The sequence below is a fragment of the Providencia vermicola genome (assembly GCF_010748935.1).
Lineage (GTDB): Bacteria > Pseudomonadota > Gammaproteobacteria > Enterobacterales > Enterobacteriaceae > Providencia > Providencia zhejiangensis.
This window is the reverse complement of record NZ_CP048796.1, coordinates 2,940,613-2,956,686: the sequence shown is the minus strand read 5'-3', so window position 1 is coordinate 2,956,686 and position 16,074 is coordinate 2,940,613. Positions and strand designations below refer to the sequence as shown.

Annotated in this window: 12 protein-coding genes; 3 read left to right on the top strand and 9 right to left on the bottom strand. The window is 42.6% G+C overall.

Going from position 1 to position 16,074, the window contains the following annotated elements; translation table 11 throughout:
* Positions 1-479: 479 nt before the first annotated feature.
* The 7 genes from G3341_RS13370 to ttrS all read right to left on the bottom strand — a co-directional run bounded on the left by G3341_RS13370 (position 480) and on the right by ttrS (position 9,017).
* Positions 480-890 (bottom strand): acyl-CoA thioesterase, encoded by a 411-nt coding sequence (locus G3341_RS13370; protein ID WP_154624630.1) that lies wholly within the window; start codon positions 888-890, stop codon positions 480-482.
* A 258-nt stretch (positions 891-1,148) separates the two neighbouring features.
* The gene (locus G3341_RS13365) at positions 1,149-1,940 is read right to left on the bottom strand and encodes a PhzF family phenazine biosynthesis protein (protein ID WP_163862408.1); all 792 of its coding nucleotides are present in this window, start codon (positions 1,938-1,940) and stop codon (positions 1,149-1,151) included.
* A gap of 155 nt (positions 1,941-2,095) precedes the next feature.
* On the bottom strand, positions 2,096-3,628 hold the full coding sequence (locus G3341_RS13360) for a peptide MFS transporter (RefSeq protein WP_154624628.1): 1,533 nt from the start codon (positions 3,626-3,628) through the stop codon (positions 2,096-2,098).
* Between the two features lie 436 nt (positions 3,629-4,064).
* Positions 4,065-5,285: a multidrug efflux MFS transporter MdtG gene (gene mdtG / locus G3341_RS13355; RefSeq protein WP_154623011.1), complete on the bottom strand. Its 1,221-nt coding sequence runs from the start codon at positions 5,283-5,285 to the stop codon at positions 4,065-4,067.
* A gap of 69 nt (positions 5,286-5,354) precedes the next feature.
* Positions 5,355-6,299, bottom strand: coding sequence for a Kdo(2)-lipid IV(A) acyltransferase (locus G3341_RS13350; RefSeq protein ID WP_154623010.1), 945 nt, complete (start codon positions 6,297-6,299; stop codon positions 5,355-5,357).
* Positions 6,300-6,461: 162 nt separating this feature from the next.
* On the bottom strand, positions 6,462-7,058 hold the full coding sequence (gene ttrR, locus G3341_RS13345; protein ID WP_154623009.1) for a tetrathionate respiration response regulator TtrR: 597 nt from the start codon (positions 7,056-7,058) through the stop codon (positions 6,462-6,464).
* A gap of 225 nt (positions 7,059-7,283) precedes the next feature.
* Complete coding sequence (ttrS, locus tag G3341_RS13340) at positions 7,284-9,017, bottom strand: tetrathionate respiration histidine kinase TtrS (RefSeq protein ID WP_163862404.1); 1,734 nt, start codon at positions 9,015-9,017, stop codon at positions 7,284-7,286.
* 265 nt (positions 9,018-9,282) lie between these two features.
* On the opposite strand from ttrS, the gene ttrB reads away from it, so the two are divergent.
* From ttrB to ttrA, 3 genes are read left to right on the top strand one after another with little or no spacing between them, the layout of a single operon-like run.
* Entirely contained in the window at positions 9,283-10,020 is a 738-nt protein-coding gene (gene ttrB, locus G3341_RS13335; RefSeq protein WP_154623007.1) for a tetrathionate reductase subunit TtrB, read from the top strand.
* Positions 10,020-11,048: a tetrathionate reductase subunit TtrC gene (gene ttrC, locus G3341_RS13330; protein ID WP_154623006.1), complete on the top strand. Its 1,029-nt coding sequence runs from the start codon at positions 10,020-10,022 to the stop codon at positions 11,046-11,048. The genes ttrB and ttrC overlap by 1 nt, the downstream gene beginning before the upstream one ends.
* A complete protein-coding gene (ttrA, locus tag G3341_RS13325) occupies positions 11,041-14,127 on the top strand; it encodes a tetrathionate reductase subunit TtrA (RefSeq protein WP_163862398.1) in 3,087 nt (1,028 codons plus the stop codon). The genes ttrC and ttrA overlap by 8 nt, the downstream gene beginning before the upstream one ends.
* A 137-nt stretch (positions 14,128-14,264) precedes the next feature.
* Here ttrA and G3341_RS13320 read toward each other — a convergent pair whose 3' ends face one another.
* Together G3341_RS13320 and G3341_RS13315 are read right to left on the bottom strand one after the other, a co-directional pair.
* Entirely contained in the window at positions 14,265-15,290 is a 1,026-nt protein-coding gene (locus G3341_RS13320) for a nickel/cobalt transporter (RefSeq protein WP_163862396.1), read from the bottom strand.
* Positions 15,281-15,916, bottom strand: coding sequence for a DUF1007 family protein (locus G3341_RS13315; protein ID WP_163862393.1), 636 nt, complete (start codon positions 15,914-15,916; stop codon positions 15,281-15,283). The genes G3341_RS13320 and G3341_RS13315 overlap by 10 nt, the downstream gene beginning before the upstream one ends.
* Between the last annotated feature and the right edge of the window lie 158 nt (positions 15,917-16,074).

Here is a 16,074-nt window from a genome sequence, read left to right as displayed (position 1 = left end):
TCCTCTCTATATTATTTTTACTCGTTTAATGACTAAGTAAATGTAACTAAATGGAGGTATCAGGGGAGTTAATTCGCGACTATATGTGATAATTATCACGTTTTTTTGTAATCAGTGACTGGGGAGTATAATGTATTGATTTAAATAGAAAATACTTTTTTAAAAAATGACCCCTATAGTTTATTTGGTATTTTTATTGGTGAGTCATTGCGGTTTTTGTAGTGTGAAATGAGGTTAATCAGGCTGCGTAGGTATGTTATTTACTATGAATCATCTTTAAATATGGAAGGAAAAACTGGCAATATCGTCACATTGCTGCTTTTTAAAGTTATCTTTTAAGTAGATGGTTATTATTTTTTATTTCCAATAAGGAAGAATTAATGACTGATTACTCTGTGTGATAGGGTAGCGTTTAGAATAATACCTCAATACATTCATGAGGTAAGACTTTAGACTTGCTACCCAGATTGAATGCTGATCTATTGAAAATCGAAAAGTGGTGTTGGTTTACCATGATCATCGACAGCGACAAAGTTAAATTGACCATGGATCACTTCTTCGCGGCCTTCACGATACATATCTTCTAAAAAGATAGAAACATTTACTGTCAAACTTGTTCTACCAACACGGCTCACTTTACCCACTAATTCAACAATTGTGCCGGAGGGGATCGGGTGAGTGAAGTTGATTTTTTCGGTTGAAACGGTGACCAAACGTTTACGAGAAAAACGCGTTGCAGTAATAAAAGAGACTTCATCCATCCACGCAAGGGCGGTTCCACCAAATAAGGTATCATGATGGTTTGTGGTCGTAGGAAAAATAACCTTGGAAACACTGGTAATAGAATCTTCGATTTTTTGCGTGATTATCTCATCAACGTCAGAACGCATAATGTTGCCTTACAATTATTTGCTATGGGACTAAATTAGCCATATTTCACACCGTGGTGATGACTCGGTTTATATGTCCAAGCCATCCATATTGAATGTGGCTGGCGAATGATTACCTCATTGCTGCCACATTCCCCTTATTTAGGGTATATAAATTTATTGTTATACGCTATCCAAAATGAGTTACACCGGCGATGTTTCATTGATAATTATTTTTTGGGTCAATATAGGGACGTAGTCAAACACATATTCGTGAGCTTAAATATGGATGTTACCGGTTAAAAATAGCGTTGCTTCTCCAGTCAGTTTGACTCTCTCATTGTCGACTGAACATAACACGACACCACCACGAGCAGATATTTGATGACCGATTAGCTGATTTTTATTTAAACGTGCAGCCCATAATGGTGCGATAGCGCAATGCGAGGTACCTGTTACCGGATCTTCGTCGACCCCTTTGGCGGGAGCAAAGTAACGGGATACAAAATCAGCATTTGGGTTATCACTGAGGGCAGTAATGGTTAGGCCTGGTAGAGGGAGCGCGGCCATCGCGCTCAGATTAGGCGTACAGTTGGCAACTTGATTGGCATCACTTAAAAAGCAGACATAGCGGTCTTTAGCGAGCCATAATGATTCTATATCGACCCCTAAAATGTCGGTTAATTGAGGGTGATCGGTAACAGCAACCTGTTTTGTTTCTAGCACAGGGAAATCGAGTGTAAACCCTTTTTCATTTTTGTATACGATGAGTTCTCCAGAAAGAGATTGAAATACGAAAGGTGAAATCGGGTGTTGCTTAAACTGATGCAGTATAAATGCCGCCGCAAGTGTCGCGTGACCACATAATTTAACTTCTACGTTAGGTGTGAACCAGCGAATATGCTCTCCAACTAAGAATGCAGTTTCTGAAAGATTAATTTCAGCAGCAATAGCCATTAATTGATCATCTGGAAGCCATGTTTCGAGTAACACAATAGCAGCAGGATTACCGTGAAATTGTTGTTGAGTAAAGGCATCAACATAATAAACAGGAAAGGTTGTAGTACTCATAATGGTTTTCCAAAGGCAAGTTTAATAGGGTGCTAAATGAGTAAGAGGGAAAGGAGTATAGCGCTAATTAAGCATCAACATAATAGGTTAATGCTTGAAATAAAAATGCCCGATAGGCTGTAAAAACCTATCGGGCATAGAGACGTTAATGAGGATTATTCTGCTTTCGCTTCATTCTCATCTGCGTTTTTTAACATTTTTCTGACTGGGATAATTAAGGCAGCCAGAACAATGGCACAGATAACTAATGCTATTGAAACGTGTGAGAACAGCTCAGGCATTGAATTCAATTGTTCTTTATTGATATTACCGCCCATAATACCAGCCGCAAGGTTACCGAGTGCGCTAGCACAGAACCACAGGCCCATCACTTGACCACGCATTTTTTGTGGTGCTAATAATGTCATTGTGGCTAACCCAATAGGGCTTAAGCACAGTTCACCCAATGTCAGCAACAAGATACTTGATACTAACCAGAAGGGAGAGACCCCCGTTTGTGTCGCTAGAACTTGATTAGCAGCCATCATCATGACCGCAAAACCTGCCGCAGCAAATAGGATACCAATGACAAATTTAGTCATGCTGCTTGGGTTCATATTGCGCTTGGCGAGGGAAGGCCAGAACCAGCTGAATACCGGCGCTAACAGAATGATGAATAATGCGTTGATAGATTGGAACCAAATCGTTGGGATTTCAAAGGAACCCATTTGGCGATCGGTATAGTCACGCGCGAAGATATTGAACGACGTTGGTTTTTGTTCAAACGCTGACCAGAAAAATGCGGCAGCAATGAGCAGTATTAAACAAGCCAGTAGACGTGAACGTTCGCTGCTATTTAGGCCTGCAAAGAAGAACATAAAGAAGAAATAGATACCAACACAAGTTGCAATGATATAAGCGGAGCTTTTTGCAATTGTCGATGCATTGAATGGGATCGTGCCATTATCGATTAAGATAACTAAGACTGCTAGCAATGCCATTGCAACAGTAACCCATTTACCAACATTTTTACGTTCTACAGTTGGACGGTTCCAAGTGGAATCTAATCCAACTTCTTTATCATATCGGCGCATTTGCGGAATGGCATAGAATCGGAAAATTAACAACGCGATCAACATACCGATGCCGCCTAGGCCAAAGCCGAGGTGCCAACCATATTTTTCATGTAGAGGGCCAATAATCAAAGGAGCAATAAATGACCCCATGTTAATGCCCATATAAAATAGTGAAAAACCACCATCACGACGAGTATCTTCTTTCTTGTACAGTGTCCCTACCATGACGGTGATACAAGTTTTAAATAAACCCGTACCTAATACAATCAGTAACAAACCGACGAAGAAAAAGGTATTACTCCAGAAGGCGGACATCGCGATGGATAGGTGACCGAACGCGATGATCAATGAGCCATACCAAACTGCTCGACGTTGCCCTAACCAGTTATCGGCAAGCCAGCCTCCAGGAAGTGAGGTGATATAAACACCACCAGCAAAGATACCGACAATTGCGGATGCTTGTTCAATGGGTAACCCCATTCCCCCTTGTAATAGTGCTGCACTCATAAATAATATGAGGAGAGGGCGTACACCATAGAAAGAAAACCGTTCCCACATTTCAGTGAGGAAGAGTGAACTTAGTGGGTACGGGTGCCCAAAAAAGGTTTTTGTTTTAGTCGCAGAATGACTCATCTGTGAACTCCGATAAATTATTTTTTGATTGGTTGTGCTTGGAAATACACCTAGCGAATCTGTAGGTGTTAAAATTTATAGATATGTTAACTTAATTTTGTAAACATATTTTTAACATACATTATTATAAAAACACTTATAAACAGAATATATTTCTTGTTAAAAGTGTATTTTTAAGGTGAAAAGTCGATATCAATCGCACTTTTCACGATAAGGTAGGCGACAATACAGGAATTTGGTTGACAAGAAAAGAGATGATTATAAAACAATCATAGCCTTCAAAAACATAAGCTTAAGTTATGTTTTCTCTGTTTTTTGCATAAAATGCTGTTATACCTACAATAAATCAGGGAAATGAATAAATAACTGCATTTATCAGCGGGCGGTATGGAACGAATTTTTTTAGCGAAAAAAAATTTTTTGCTTTCTATCACATTCAAACAGAGGGAGACTGACAACCTTGGGATTGTCGTTTAATGATGTACCATGAATAAATTAAATTGAATAACACCAAGGCTGCGGTAAAGAAAAACACAGCTCTAAAGCCATAACTTGCCGCAACAAATGATCCCATTAGTGGACCCGTGACGTTTCCCACATCACGTAATGCTTGGTTATAGCTAAAAATTCGGCCTGTCACTTGGTGAGAGATATTGTAAATAATTAATGTTTGTACGGCGGGTAATAAGGCCGCGTTTAATGCCCCGAGTAAAAAGCGTAGTGCGCCAAGTTCCCAATAATTACTGACAAGCCCCATCGGGAATAACACAAAAATAGAAGCGGCTAATACCGCCAGTAAGACTTTTTCAGGACCAATGCGGTCACTCAATTTACCTAACCGAGGGGCGCTAAGCAGGGCGGCGATACCGGGAATAGACGCGATGACACCACTAATAAAAGCTAAGTTCTCTGTTGTGCCAGCGAGATCACGAACATACAGTGTAATAACTGGGTTGATTGAACCCATTGCTGCTTGGATAATCATGGTCGTAAAAAATAAGCTGATCACCAGATTTTTATTTTTTAGCGATGCAAAGACTTGCTTGTTATTAAGGGCATCTTGACGTGAAACTGGGGTAAAACGTTCTCGGACATAAAATAGCGTAACAATAAAGCAAATAAAGAGTACGCTAGCGGTAATAAAGAATACTGGGCGTAGGCCATATTGGTCGGCCAGTAATCCCCCAATAAGCGGACCAATTAATGCGCCACTTACCGCACCGGTTGCGAGCACGCCCATCGCCCAACCGCTTTTCTTAACCGGTACTTGCGTCGCAATTAATGCGTTAGCATTGGGAACAAATCCGCCGAGTAAGCCTAATAGCGCCCTAAGGGCGAGTAACTGCCAAATATTTTGAGCAAATCCAATTAATACCATTACGATGGCCATACCTAATGCCGAACGCAACAGCATTAACTTTCTGCCTTTTCGGTCAGATAATCGCCCCCAAAACGGCGCTGCAATCGCAGAAAACAAAAACGTAATACTGAAAACCGCACCTGTCCAAAGGTTTAAAGAGCTATGATCGGTCACGCCGAGTTCTTCGATATATAACGGAAGAAAAGGCATGATCAGACTAAATGCAGCCCCCGTTAAAAAACAACCAAACCAGACCACATAAAGGTTACGTTTCCAATAACTGTTTCTGTTTAACATAGACTCCTTACTCAACTGTAATGCTTAAAACACAGCGGCTGTCAGAAAACCGACAGCCGCTGTGTTTTATCAATGATGGATTTTGTCTAAATCACCGTACAATGAAGGTTCTCCTTCGGGACGTGTTTTGAACCGTCGATGTAGCCACATGTACTGTTCTGGGGCTAATAATATCGCTTGTTCAATGAGCTGGTTCATTTTTGTTGCCACCGCCACTTCATTATCAACGGGGAAGTTGTCGATAGCAGGCTGAATGATTAATTCATATCCTTTGCCGTTAGGTAATCGACGAGGAATAAAAGGTACAATTAACGGGTCGGCAAGGCGTAATAAAATCGCTGAACCATTTGTGGTTGCGGCATTTTTTACCGCGAACAGCGGTGCAAAAGAGCTGTTTCGAGGACCATAATCATGGTCAGGGGCATACCAGAGAATTTCCCCCTGTTTTAAGCTACGTACCATCCCTTTAACATCTTTCCGGTCTAACATATATTTATTAGAACGCAGACGCCCGCGAGTCTGTAACCAATCCATCAGCTTATTGTCATTTGGACGATAAACGCCAATGCCTGGATTAAGTATACCGAATGCTCTTGCTCCTAGCTCTAAGGTTAAAAAGTGGATCCCTAAAACGATAATGCCACGACCTGTTGATTGCGCCGCGAGCATATGTTCACGTCCTTCAATTTTAAACCAGCGACGGATACGCCATTCAGGCCAAAACCAAGCCATTCCTGTTTCAAAAACGCCCATGCCAACGGATGCAAAATTTTTGTTAATGTACTGTTGGCGTTTTTCTAAACTCATTTCAGGGAAGCAGAGTGCTAAATTACGATCGGCAATCTGTGCACGCTTTTTCAGTAATCGCTTCGATAGCATGCCTAAACGTGTGCCCATCCAATAGATCATGGGGTAGGGCAACAGAACTAGCAGGTACAGCAAGCCGATGCCAAACCAAGTGAGCCAGTAACGTGGGTGTAATAAACTTTTATGAAACTTTGGAGCTTGTATCATTGGTTTCCAAAAATTAGGTTAGTGATTTTATACCGTTGTTCGTTATTGACATTGTTATTATAACAACGATTAATCTATGGTTTTGACGACTAAAGCATCATGAAATGACTGATTTAGTTTAAACATTAGCCTATTTATCAATAATGTTCTTATTATAACAAATTATTCATTTAATAAATTAGCCGTCTGTAGCGTACTCATTAATTCAGCAATATTACGCACAGCCATTTTTTCCATCATTCGGGAGCGGTGTACTTCAACAGTTCGCACTGATACACAGGCGACGTCTGCAATTTCTCGGTTGATTAAGCCCTGTAAGACATACTTGCAAATCTCTTTCTCTCTCGGTGTCAGTGTTTGGTAGCGTTGCTGGATGAGGTAACTGGCCGTCGCTTGCGTTGTTTTTGTTTGAGCTTGTTCGAGTGTTTTAGCGAGCAATTGGCTATCAATGGGTTTTTGGAGAAAATCGACCGCACCCAGTTTGATTTGCTCGACAGCCATAGGGATGTCACCGTGACCAGAAAGAAAAATGACTGCTAATGTACTTTGCTGTTCTTTGAGTAATTGATGGACTTGGCGGCCATCAAGTTTTGGCATGCGCATATCGAGCAGTACCACACCTTCTTGATGAAGATTTGCTTGTTGGATAAATTGTTCACTGTCATTCCAAACCACAACGGTATAACCGAGTGTTTCAAGAAGAAATTGGCAGGCATCCGTGACAGCAGGATCATCGTCCACCAGATGTATAACAGGCATGAATAAGTACCTCATTTCATCAAACTGGGGTATCAATATCTAAACGGGTGAAGCGTGATTGTCTCATATTCACATGATTAATGTTATCAATAGTATGCGAAAGTAAATCGACATTCATTAAAATTTAGCGTGAGGGGATATGACTCCATTCTTATTGAACATCACCTTGAAAATAGATGACCCTCGCCTTCATGTTATCCGTCGATGTATGAAGGCGGTTGGTGTTTATACTTTTTCCTCATAAGGAAAAATTAAGGTCACTCTTAGGCCATTTAACCCCTCCTCACTCAGATTATTTTCAATACGAATATCCCCTCCTTGGCTTTGAATCAGCCGCTGACAAATCACTAAGCCAAGTCCGAGTCCCTCTTTTTTCGTCGTCGCAAAGGGCGTAATCCCTTGAGTGAGCTGTTCAGGCGCCATACCACCGGCATCATCTTGTAAAACCAATAAAAATCGTTCTGGTGCAAAGTGAAAACTAAAACATAAAGTCTTTGCACCAGCCTGTAAGCTATTACTGATTAGATTGGAGAGTAATTGGTCAAGTAGTGTTTCTGGGAGCTTCAAGCAGACATCATGGCTATTAGGTAAAATCAGTTTGACGAGTGGGTAATGCTGTGGAACTCGTAGTAGCTGCCAGATATGTTGTATGGTCGGTATGACATATTGCTCACTTAAAGGTAACGCAACTTCTTGGTTTGGTTTTCCTGCCCATAACCGAAGATTGCGAATAATATCACCACCGCGCTGCGCTTGATTATCAATTTTAGTGAGGGCGTTAATCAGTGGATGTTCATCTGACTCTTTTTGAAGACGTAAAATACAGCCTTGGGCATAGTGGCGGATTGCCGAAAGAGGTTGGTTTAACTCATGAGCAAACCCAGAAGCCATTTCGCCTAATATATTCAGCCGTTGCGCCTTTGCTAAGTTGGCTTCTTGTTGTCGTAAGCGATTGTGCGCGTCTTCGAGTTGTCGACTTTTGCGACGAACTAAAAATGCGATCCAAACATGGTTAATGCCAAGTAGAATAAAAAACAGTACCGCGATGCTGATAGTGATTTGATGCTGGATCAGCCAACTCACAATATCTTGCCAAATTTGGCGTTGTTGTGGGTGTTGATTCACATCACGCAATAGCGTCTCAACTTGATTGACCGAGGCGGGGGCTCCCCAGCGCATACCTGACTTATCCGATGAAAGCAGTGTTTTAGTCACTTTATCAACTAAATTATCAGGAACATCATTCAGCGCGGCAAACGACCAATTCGGGTAGAGTTCTGTACTGGTTTTACAGGGTAAATTGCTCTCATGTTCGATTAAAGGACGGAAATGGTTTTTATCAATTAACCCTTCTTTATCCATATTCTCCAATAAACAGACAGGGATAATGGCCGCAGAAAGTGAGTCGTCCCGTAACGCATACAATAATGCATCGGCAGGAAAGCCGAGGAACTGCATGCGAAAATCTTTTTCGGCATCATAGCCCATATCTCGCAATACTTTATAACCTAACAGATAGCCTCCAAATGCATCCGGAGAAATTGCCCCCACCTTCTTACCGATGAGGTCTTTTATTTCGTTAACCTCGCTATCAGCGCGCACTAAAATAAGGCTACCAATCACATTGCGTGTTGTACTATCGGGTTCGACGGAAGAGCGTAAAGAGAGCAACCAACGTAGATGATAACGGCTATCTAATTGAATAAATTGTGCGGGATTAGTGAGTAAAAAGTCAATTTTGCGTTCTGAAATCGCATTACGCATCTCATCTAAATTAAGCGGCTGCAAAGTGAAATGCTCATCAGGCAGCGCATTATTCAATGTATCAATTAATGTTTGCCAATGGGTTTGGGTTGAGTTAGCACCGCGTAAGGCAAGCACCCCAATTTTCCATTCTGCTGCCATGGCCGGAAATGACCCGGCAATAAGAATGATTATCAGTAATCGATACAAAGACATAGAGTATTTCTTTAACATATTTGGCTTATTAGTTGCGTTAGATCAATTTAGCTACGGGTATGTGGTAAACCACAATAGGGTCGTTACGCTGCCCCTCTTACAATAAGACCAATTAAAGATAACACACCGTTTTTAAAGAGAAATAAGAATTACTGGGGTTATCAAAAATAGCTTGATGTAACAGGTAAATAAAACCTGTAAAACCAAAAGAATAGCAATTTTTATCCTCTATTTTAGCATTAGCAATGTCCTACTGGAGCCAATTATGGATCTGAGTAAACGAAAATTTCTACAACAATTAGGAGCTGTGACTGCCGGGGCATCGTTGATACCGATTGCTGAAGCAGGACTTAATTTCGCTCCAACTCGTCGTGAAGGTAATCCTGAAAAGCGTTATGGAATGCTGATCGATTTACGCCGCTGTGTCGGTTGTCAATCATGTACTGTTAGCTGTGCTGTTGAGAATCAGACGCCACAAGGTCAATTCCGGACGACGGTTAACCAATATCAAGTCTCTTTGCAAGGTGAAGAAGGGCTGACAAACGTCCTGTTGCCCCGTTTATGTAACCATTGCGATAACCCGCCTTGTGTGCCTGTTTGTCCTGTGCAAGCAACGTTCCAACGTGAAGATGGCATCGTGGTGATTGATAATGAACGCTGTGTTGGCTGCGCCTATTGTGTTCAAGCCTGCCCATACGATGCGCGTTTTATCAACCACACAACACAAACCGCAGATAAATGTACTTTCTGTGCTCATCGCCTTGAGGTGGGATTATTACCTGCTTGTGTTGAATCCTGTGTTGGTGGGGCACGCATTATCGGTGATTTAAAAGATCCGAATAGTACTATTCGGAAAATGCTCACAGAACATGAAGCAGAAATTAAAGTTCTTAAACCTGAAAGTGGCACATTACCGCAAGTGTTTTATTTAGGTCTGGATGATGCTTTTGTTCAGCCGTTAGCCGGCAAAGGGCAACCAGCACTGTGGCAGGAGGTGTTCTGATGAGTGAACAAGTGGCTTATATCTCAGAAATTATGGCTCAACCGCAAGAGTTTTTTTGGTTGCCTTGGGCGGTTCAGTATTTCTTTTTTATCGGTATTGCAGCATGTGCAACCTTGTACGCTTGTTACTTACACTGGCAAGCTAAGAGTGAAAATAGCCGTTTAGAAATGATAGCGGTATTTATCACGATAACGATGGGTATTACAGCACCATTAGCATTGACAGCGGATCTGCACCAAACGGCTCGTGTATGGCATTTCTATGCCCATCCAACCATTTGGTCATGGATGTGGTGGGGATCTGTGCTGTTGCCTTTATTTACGACCTTTACTGGCCTGTATTTCATCGCACTCTTGGTTAAGTTTATTTGGAAAAAAGAGTTTAAAGCAACGCGTTGGGTTGCGCTATTGTCTGCTCTATCCGCCATAGGGTTATTGCTGTATACCGGACGTGAAGCGTCAGTATTAATCGCACGACCAATTTGGTTTAGCTGGTGGATCCCAGTATTGCTATTCTTCAGTGCAATGCAAGCAGTGCCCGCTTTAATCGGTTTAGGTGCACGACGTGAGCCACAATATCAACAACGTCTAGCACGTTTTCAGGTTATCACCTTACTTTTATTAGCCGTGTGCTTCGCATTATGGTTATCAGGTGACACCATTTCAGGTATTGCAGTACGTCATCAACTCGATGTAGCAAGCCCTGGCTGGTGGATGTTAATGGGGATTTGTGCACTATGGGTTGCCGCGTTATTGATGTCAGTATTCAATCTGAAGGCGACTCGTTCGATAGGTTATATCACCGTTGCTGCATTAGTCGCGATGGGGCTAACTTGGAGTTTACGTTGGGTATTCTTGATGGAAGTTCAAGCGGTACCAAAATACAACGTTATCGTTAATCCATATCATTTCCCGATGGGCACTGATGGGCTACTCGCATTACTCGGTACATTCGGATTGTGGATTGCACTAATTATTATCGTTCGTGAAGGTGTTCGTTGGTTTGCAAGGAGAGTGCAACATGGCTAAATTCTCAAGACGTCAATGGCTTAAAGGTGGTTTAGTTGTCGGTGGATTAGCACTGTTTGGTGCAGGTTACCGTGACGTTGCTAAGCGTGCAGTCGATGGCCTCGCCAATGGCACCTCCGGTAAAGTGACATTAGATCGTATCAATGGCAACTCATTACGTCCTGAAGGCCAAGCGAATGGTGGCTGGAAGGAAAATCCAGAACAAGTCGTTGCCATGACACAATGCTTCGGTTGTTGGACACAGTGTGGTATTCGCGCACGTGTTGATACGGCAAAGAATGAAGTATTACGTATTGCAGGTAACCCATACCATCCACTTTCTCATGAAAAGCATTTTCCTTATGGTATGCCTTTGAAAACGGCCTTCAACAAAATGGGGGGAGAAAGTGGTTTAGAGCATCGTTCAACGGCATGTGCACGTGGTGCGACGTTGATGGAAGGACTAACGAGTCCGTTACGTATCCTAGAGCCAATGAAGCGTGTTGGTCAGCGTGGTGAAGGTAAATGGGAACGTATTAGTTTTGAGCAACTGATTAAAGAAGTGGTTGAGGGCGGTGATTTATTTGGAGAGGGACATGTTGATGGACTACGTGCTATTCGTGACCTCGAAACCCCTCTGGATCCTGCACAACCCAAATTAGGTCCAAAAGCAAACCAATTATTAGTCACTAATGCTGGGGATGATGGCCGAGATGGTTTCATTCGACGCTTTGCGCAAAATGCGTTTGGTAGCAAGAACTTTGGTGCCCACGGCTCCTATTGTGGTTTAGCCTATCGTGCGGGTTCTGGTGCATTAATGGATGATTTGGATAAAAACGCACACGTCAAACCCGATTGGGATAACGTTCGTTTTGCCTTATTTATTGGAACCTCACCAGCACAGTCAGGGAACCCATTTAAACGTCAAGGTCGCCAATTAGCGTCTGCTCGTTTACGAGATAATTTTAACTATGTCGTAGTTGCGCCTGCATTACCGTTAACGACAACACTTGCTAACGATCATGGTCATTGGGTACCTGTTCAACCGGGTACTGATGCTGCGCTCGTCATGGGAATGATCCGCTGGATCATCGAAAATGAGCGTTATAATGCGGCCTATTTGAGTGTGCCGAGCGAAAAATCGATGCAAGCAGCGGGGGAGAAGAGTTGGACTAACTCGACGCACTTGGTGATCACTGATGACGCACATCCATTAGCGGGACAATTATTACTTGCTTCACACTTGAATGGACAAGTCGCGGATGATGAACAAAGTAAAAAAGCATACTTGGTACAGGATGCATCGGGTGAGCTAAAACTTGCTGATGATGTCACGAATGCACAACTGTTTGTGACGCGTAAAGTAACGTTACATGATGGTAGTGAAGTTACTGTGAAATCAAGTTTCCAATGCTTAAAAGAAGCGGCTGAGCGCATGACTCTAGAAGAGTATAGCGAACGTTGCCAAGTTCCTGTGAAGACGATCGAATCATTGGGTCGCGCCTTGACCTCTTATGATCGTCAAGCCGCTGTAATTTCCCATGGTGGGATGATGGGAGGCAATGGTTTTTATACCGCTTGGTCGGTCATTATGTTGAATGCACTGATTGGTAACTTAAACCTCAAAGGGGGAGTCTCTGTTGGTGGCGGCAAATTTAACGGCGAAACCGATGGTCCTCGTTATAAGATAGCGAGCTATGCAGGTAAAGTGAAACCAAAGGGTGTCGTATTATCACGTAGTAACGAAGTCTATGAAAAATCTGATGAATTCAAGGCTCGTGTCGCTGCGGGTGAATCACCTTATCCTGCGAAAGCACCTTGGTATCCGTTTGCTAAAGGCCAATTAACAGAGCAATTAGCATCGGCACTGATGGGATATCCCTATCAATTGAAGGCGTGGATCACCAATATGACGAACCCTGTTTACGGTATTGCAGGGATCCGTCAAGTGATGGAAGAGAAACTGAAAGATCCAAAACATCTTCCTCTTATCATTGGTATTGATGCCTTTATGAATGAAACCACCGCATTGGCTGACTATATCATTCCTGATACTCATAATTTTGAAAGTTGGGGATTCAGTGCTCCTTGGTCTGGCGTCCAGGTCAAAGCAAGTACAGCTCGCTGGCCGATTGTTGAGCCGCGTACCGCGAAAACGGCGGATGGTCAGCCTATTTCGATGGAAGCATTCTGTATTGCGGTCGCTAAAGAACTAAACCTTCCAGGATTTGGTGATAACGTTATTGAAGATATGGATGGCAATAAACATTCATTGAACAGTGCAGAAGATTATTATCTACGTGTGGCAGCGAATATGGCTTGGTTGGGTGAGAAGCCTGTACCAGAAGCGGCAAGCGAAGACATTCAGCTCAGTGGTGTGGAACGCATTATGCCAGCCATGGAGAAAACACTAAAACCTGAAGAGATCAGACGCGTAGCCTATATCTATACACGTGGTGGTCGTTTTGCTCCTTATGAAAAAGCATGGGATGGTGATGCGACAGGACCACAATGGAAAAAAGGTTTACAGATTTGGAACCCAACGGTTGCGGTTAATCGCCATGCCATTACAGGCGAGCGTTACAGTGGATGTCCAACCTATTATCCACCGCGTTTAGCTAATGGTGAGGATGTCAACAATATCTTCCCACCAAACGAATGGCCATTAAAACTCATGTCATTTAAATCACATGTTATGAGCAGTTCTACCACGATGATTGAACGCTTACGCCATGTGAAGCCGACCAACCTTGTGGCTATTCACCCTAATGATGCACAAAAAATGGGTGTTAAGCATGGCGATTGGGTCAAAATCACGACGCCAGGAGGTCATGTAGAAGCTCAAATCAGTGTATTAGACGGTGTGATGCCAGGGGTACTTGCGATTGAACATGGCTATGGTCACAAAGAAATGGGGGCGAAACAGCACTTTCTTGATGGTGAACCGATGCCGATGAATGCAGCGAATGGTTCAGGTATCAACCTAAATGACCTAGGTTTTGCCGACCCAACGCGTGAAGTGGCAAACACGTGGTTAGATTGGGTTTCAGGAGCATCGGTAAGACAAGGATTGCCTGCTCGTATTGAACTTATTGGTTAGAAATAACAGGTGGCCAGAGAGGATGGTTCTGGTCACATTCAGTTTAGACAGTTGACATTGCGCTTACGATGTAGCTACCTCATCGTAACTTCGGCAGATGCCAAGGAGGGGGAGCCCTCCTTTTTTTCGCATATTACTCAGTGTATTCGAGGCGTAAGTAAAGGTGAACTCACTTCATTGAGTGTTAAGCTTTGGTACATCAAGACACCTAACAAGATAAACACAATCCCAGCACATAAGCTAATCGCTATTCCCCAATACGGCGAAAAAGGGGGACTGCGCGTTTTCGTTATCCGCATTGCGTTATCACGCATAAAATAGACAAAACAAGCGATTAAACAAATCGTTAAGGCTGTCCCCATTGCCATCGCTAGGGCGGCAAGTACTCCCCACAGATAAACGCCTATTACTGACGAAAATAGCAAAACAAGTATCGCCCCTGAACAAGGGCGTAGCCCCATAGAGAGCACGACAAGGATTTGTGTACGTATACTCGTTTGTAATTGACTACTTGAAACAACGTGTTGATGACCACAACCGCAAACAGCATCCGTGGAAAGTGTCGGTTTAAGAACGGCGCCATGGCTTAGTTTCGATGGTGAAATTGTGTGTATTTTCCATACAGATGCCGTGCGTCTTTGAGCGGTTTTATACCACTGGTGAATCGCCTTTAAACAGAACAAAAAACCGAGCAAGATGACGAATGCATAGCTGAGTTTTTCACTGTATAAGCTGACTATATTGAGGTGGCGGGTGGATAATTGGAAAACGACTAAGATAACGGAGACGAGGACAATCGCCACACCACCTTGTAACAGGGAGGCCAGTAAACTGAGTAGGACACTCTGTTTTAGGCGAGTTGGTTGTGTTGCAATATAAGTACTAATAATCAATTTACCATGGCCAGGGCCAACCGCATGTAAAAAGCCATAGAGAAAGCTGACCGCGACAAGTAAGCTTCCTGCTTGTAAAGGGGCTCGTTGAGTTGATTGCAATAACTCAGTCAGAGAAAGATTTAACTGACGTTGCCAAGCAACACTGGTTTGTAACCAAAGGGGCCAGTACTGGTAAATTTGATAAGCAACAGCGCTAAGAGTTACGAATAATAAGAGACTGAGAACAATTTTGGGGCGTAAAACTTGAGCTAATCGACTTATTGGCATTGTATTTTTACCTTCTGAGCAAATTGCAGCCCTAAGGTTGTGTCCTCTTCAGGTGTCTGATTAATATCAAGTGAATAAGCATAGAAACGTAATTCGTCAGACACGTTAGGCTCTTGCAAGGTGAGGTGGCATGATGCGGCATTAAGCGCTTGTGGGGCAATCACCGATTGCTGATTGGGGTAAGTCATGCTGACAAAAAAGGTGGGGTCATAGGTCATGAACTCGATATTTGAACCTTTTATCGCGATAGGCTGTTTCAAAACCATGCTAAAAGAGAAAATTAGTTGCAGCCCTTCACGGCGTAATTGGTAATGGCTCGGTATTGTGTGGAAGGCCGCTTTTTTGCCTTGCGAATAAAAATCGGTGAAATAGTCTTGAGCTAGAATATTTGCCATAAGCGTTGCTGCCTGAGCTTTCCATTTAGGGTCATCTTCCTTACTATTTTTCAGTTCATAAGCAATATCAGCGGACGTCATGGGATCCATTTTCCAAGTAAACGTTAGGCCAATAAATTGCTGTTGCTTGATATCTGGCACTACTTGCATATCGATAAAGCTATGAGGATGAGAAATACTTTTTGCTGTGAATATTAAACAGAGAACAAGAAGCAACGCTTTGAATTTCATAGGCGATCTATGTTAATGAGTCGGATTGAGTAAATAATGTCAAATTTTAATGTTATAATATAACTTAATTTCACGTTGAAATAAACTCATCTATTACGGTAAGTTTCCCTTTTGTATTACTAAAAAATAAAACCCCTTAACATTAGGGGTTTTTTATT

What these genes read in the sequence shown, in the direction of transcription:
- ttrR (WP_154623009.1), bottom strand. Translation starts at nt 7,058, where the DNA reads ATGCCTGTTATACATCTGGTGGACGATGATCCTGCTGTCACGGATGCC.
- G3341_RS13320 (WP_163862396.1), bottom strand. Translation starts at nt 15,290, where the DNA reads ATGCCAATAAGTCGATTAGCTCAAGTTTTACGCCCCAAAATTGTTCTC.
- ttrA (WP_163862398.1), top strand. Translation starts at nt 11,041, where the DNA reads ATGGCTAAATTCTCAAGACGTCAATGGCTTAAAGGTGGTTTAGTTGTC.
- ttrC (WP_154623006.1), top strand. Translation starts at nt 10,020, where the DNA reads ATGAGTGAACAAGTGGCTTATATCTCAGAAATTATGGCTCAACCGCAA.
- G3341_RS13360 (WP_154624628.1), bottom strand. Translation starts at nt 3,628, where the DNA reads ATGAGTCATTCTGCGACTAAAACAAAAACCTTTTTTGGGCACCCGTAC.
- G3341_RS13370 (WP_154624630.1), bottom strand. Translation starts at nt 890, where the DNA reads ATGCGTTCTGACGTTGATGAGATAATCACGCAAAAAATCGAAGATTCT.
- ttrS (WP_163862404.1), bottom strand. Translation starts at nt 9,017, where the DNA reads ATGTCTTTGTATCGATTACTGATAATCATTCTTATTGCCGGGTCATTT.
- mdtG (WP_154623011.1), bottom strand. Translation starts at nt 5,285, where the DNA reads ATGTTAAACAGAAACAGTTATTGGAAACGTAACCTTTATGTGGTCTGG.
- G3341_RS13315 (WP_163862393.1), bottom strand. Translation starts at nt 15,916, where the DNA reads ATGAAATTCAAAGCGTTGCTTCTTGTTCTCTGTTTAATATTCACAGCA.
- ttrB (WP_154623007.1), top strand. Translation starts at nt 9,283, where the DNA reads ATGGATCTGAGTAAACGAAAATTTCTACAACAATTAGGAGCTGTGACT.
- G3341_RS13350 (WP_154623010.1), bottom strand. Translation starts at nt 6,299, where the DNA reads ATGATACAAGCTCCAAAGTTTCATAAAAGTTTATTACACCCACGTTAC.
- G3341_RS13365 (WP_163862408.1), bottom strand. Translation starts at nt 1,940, where the DNA reads ATGAGTACTACAACCTTTCCTGTTTATTATGTTGATGCCTTTACTCAA.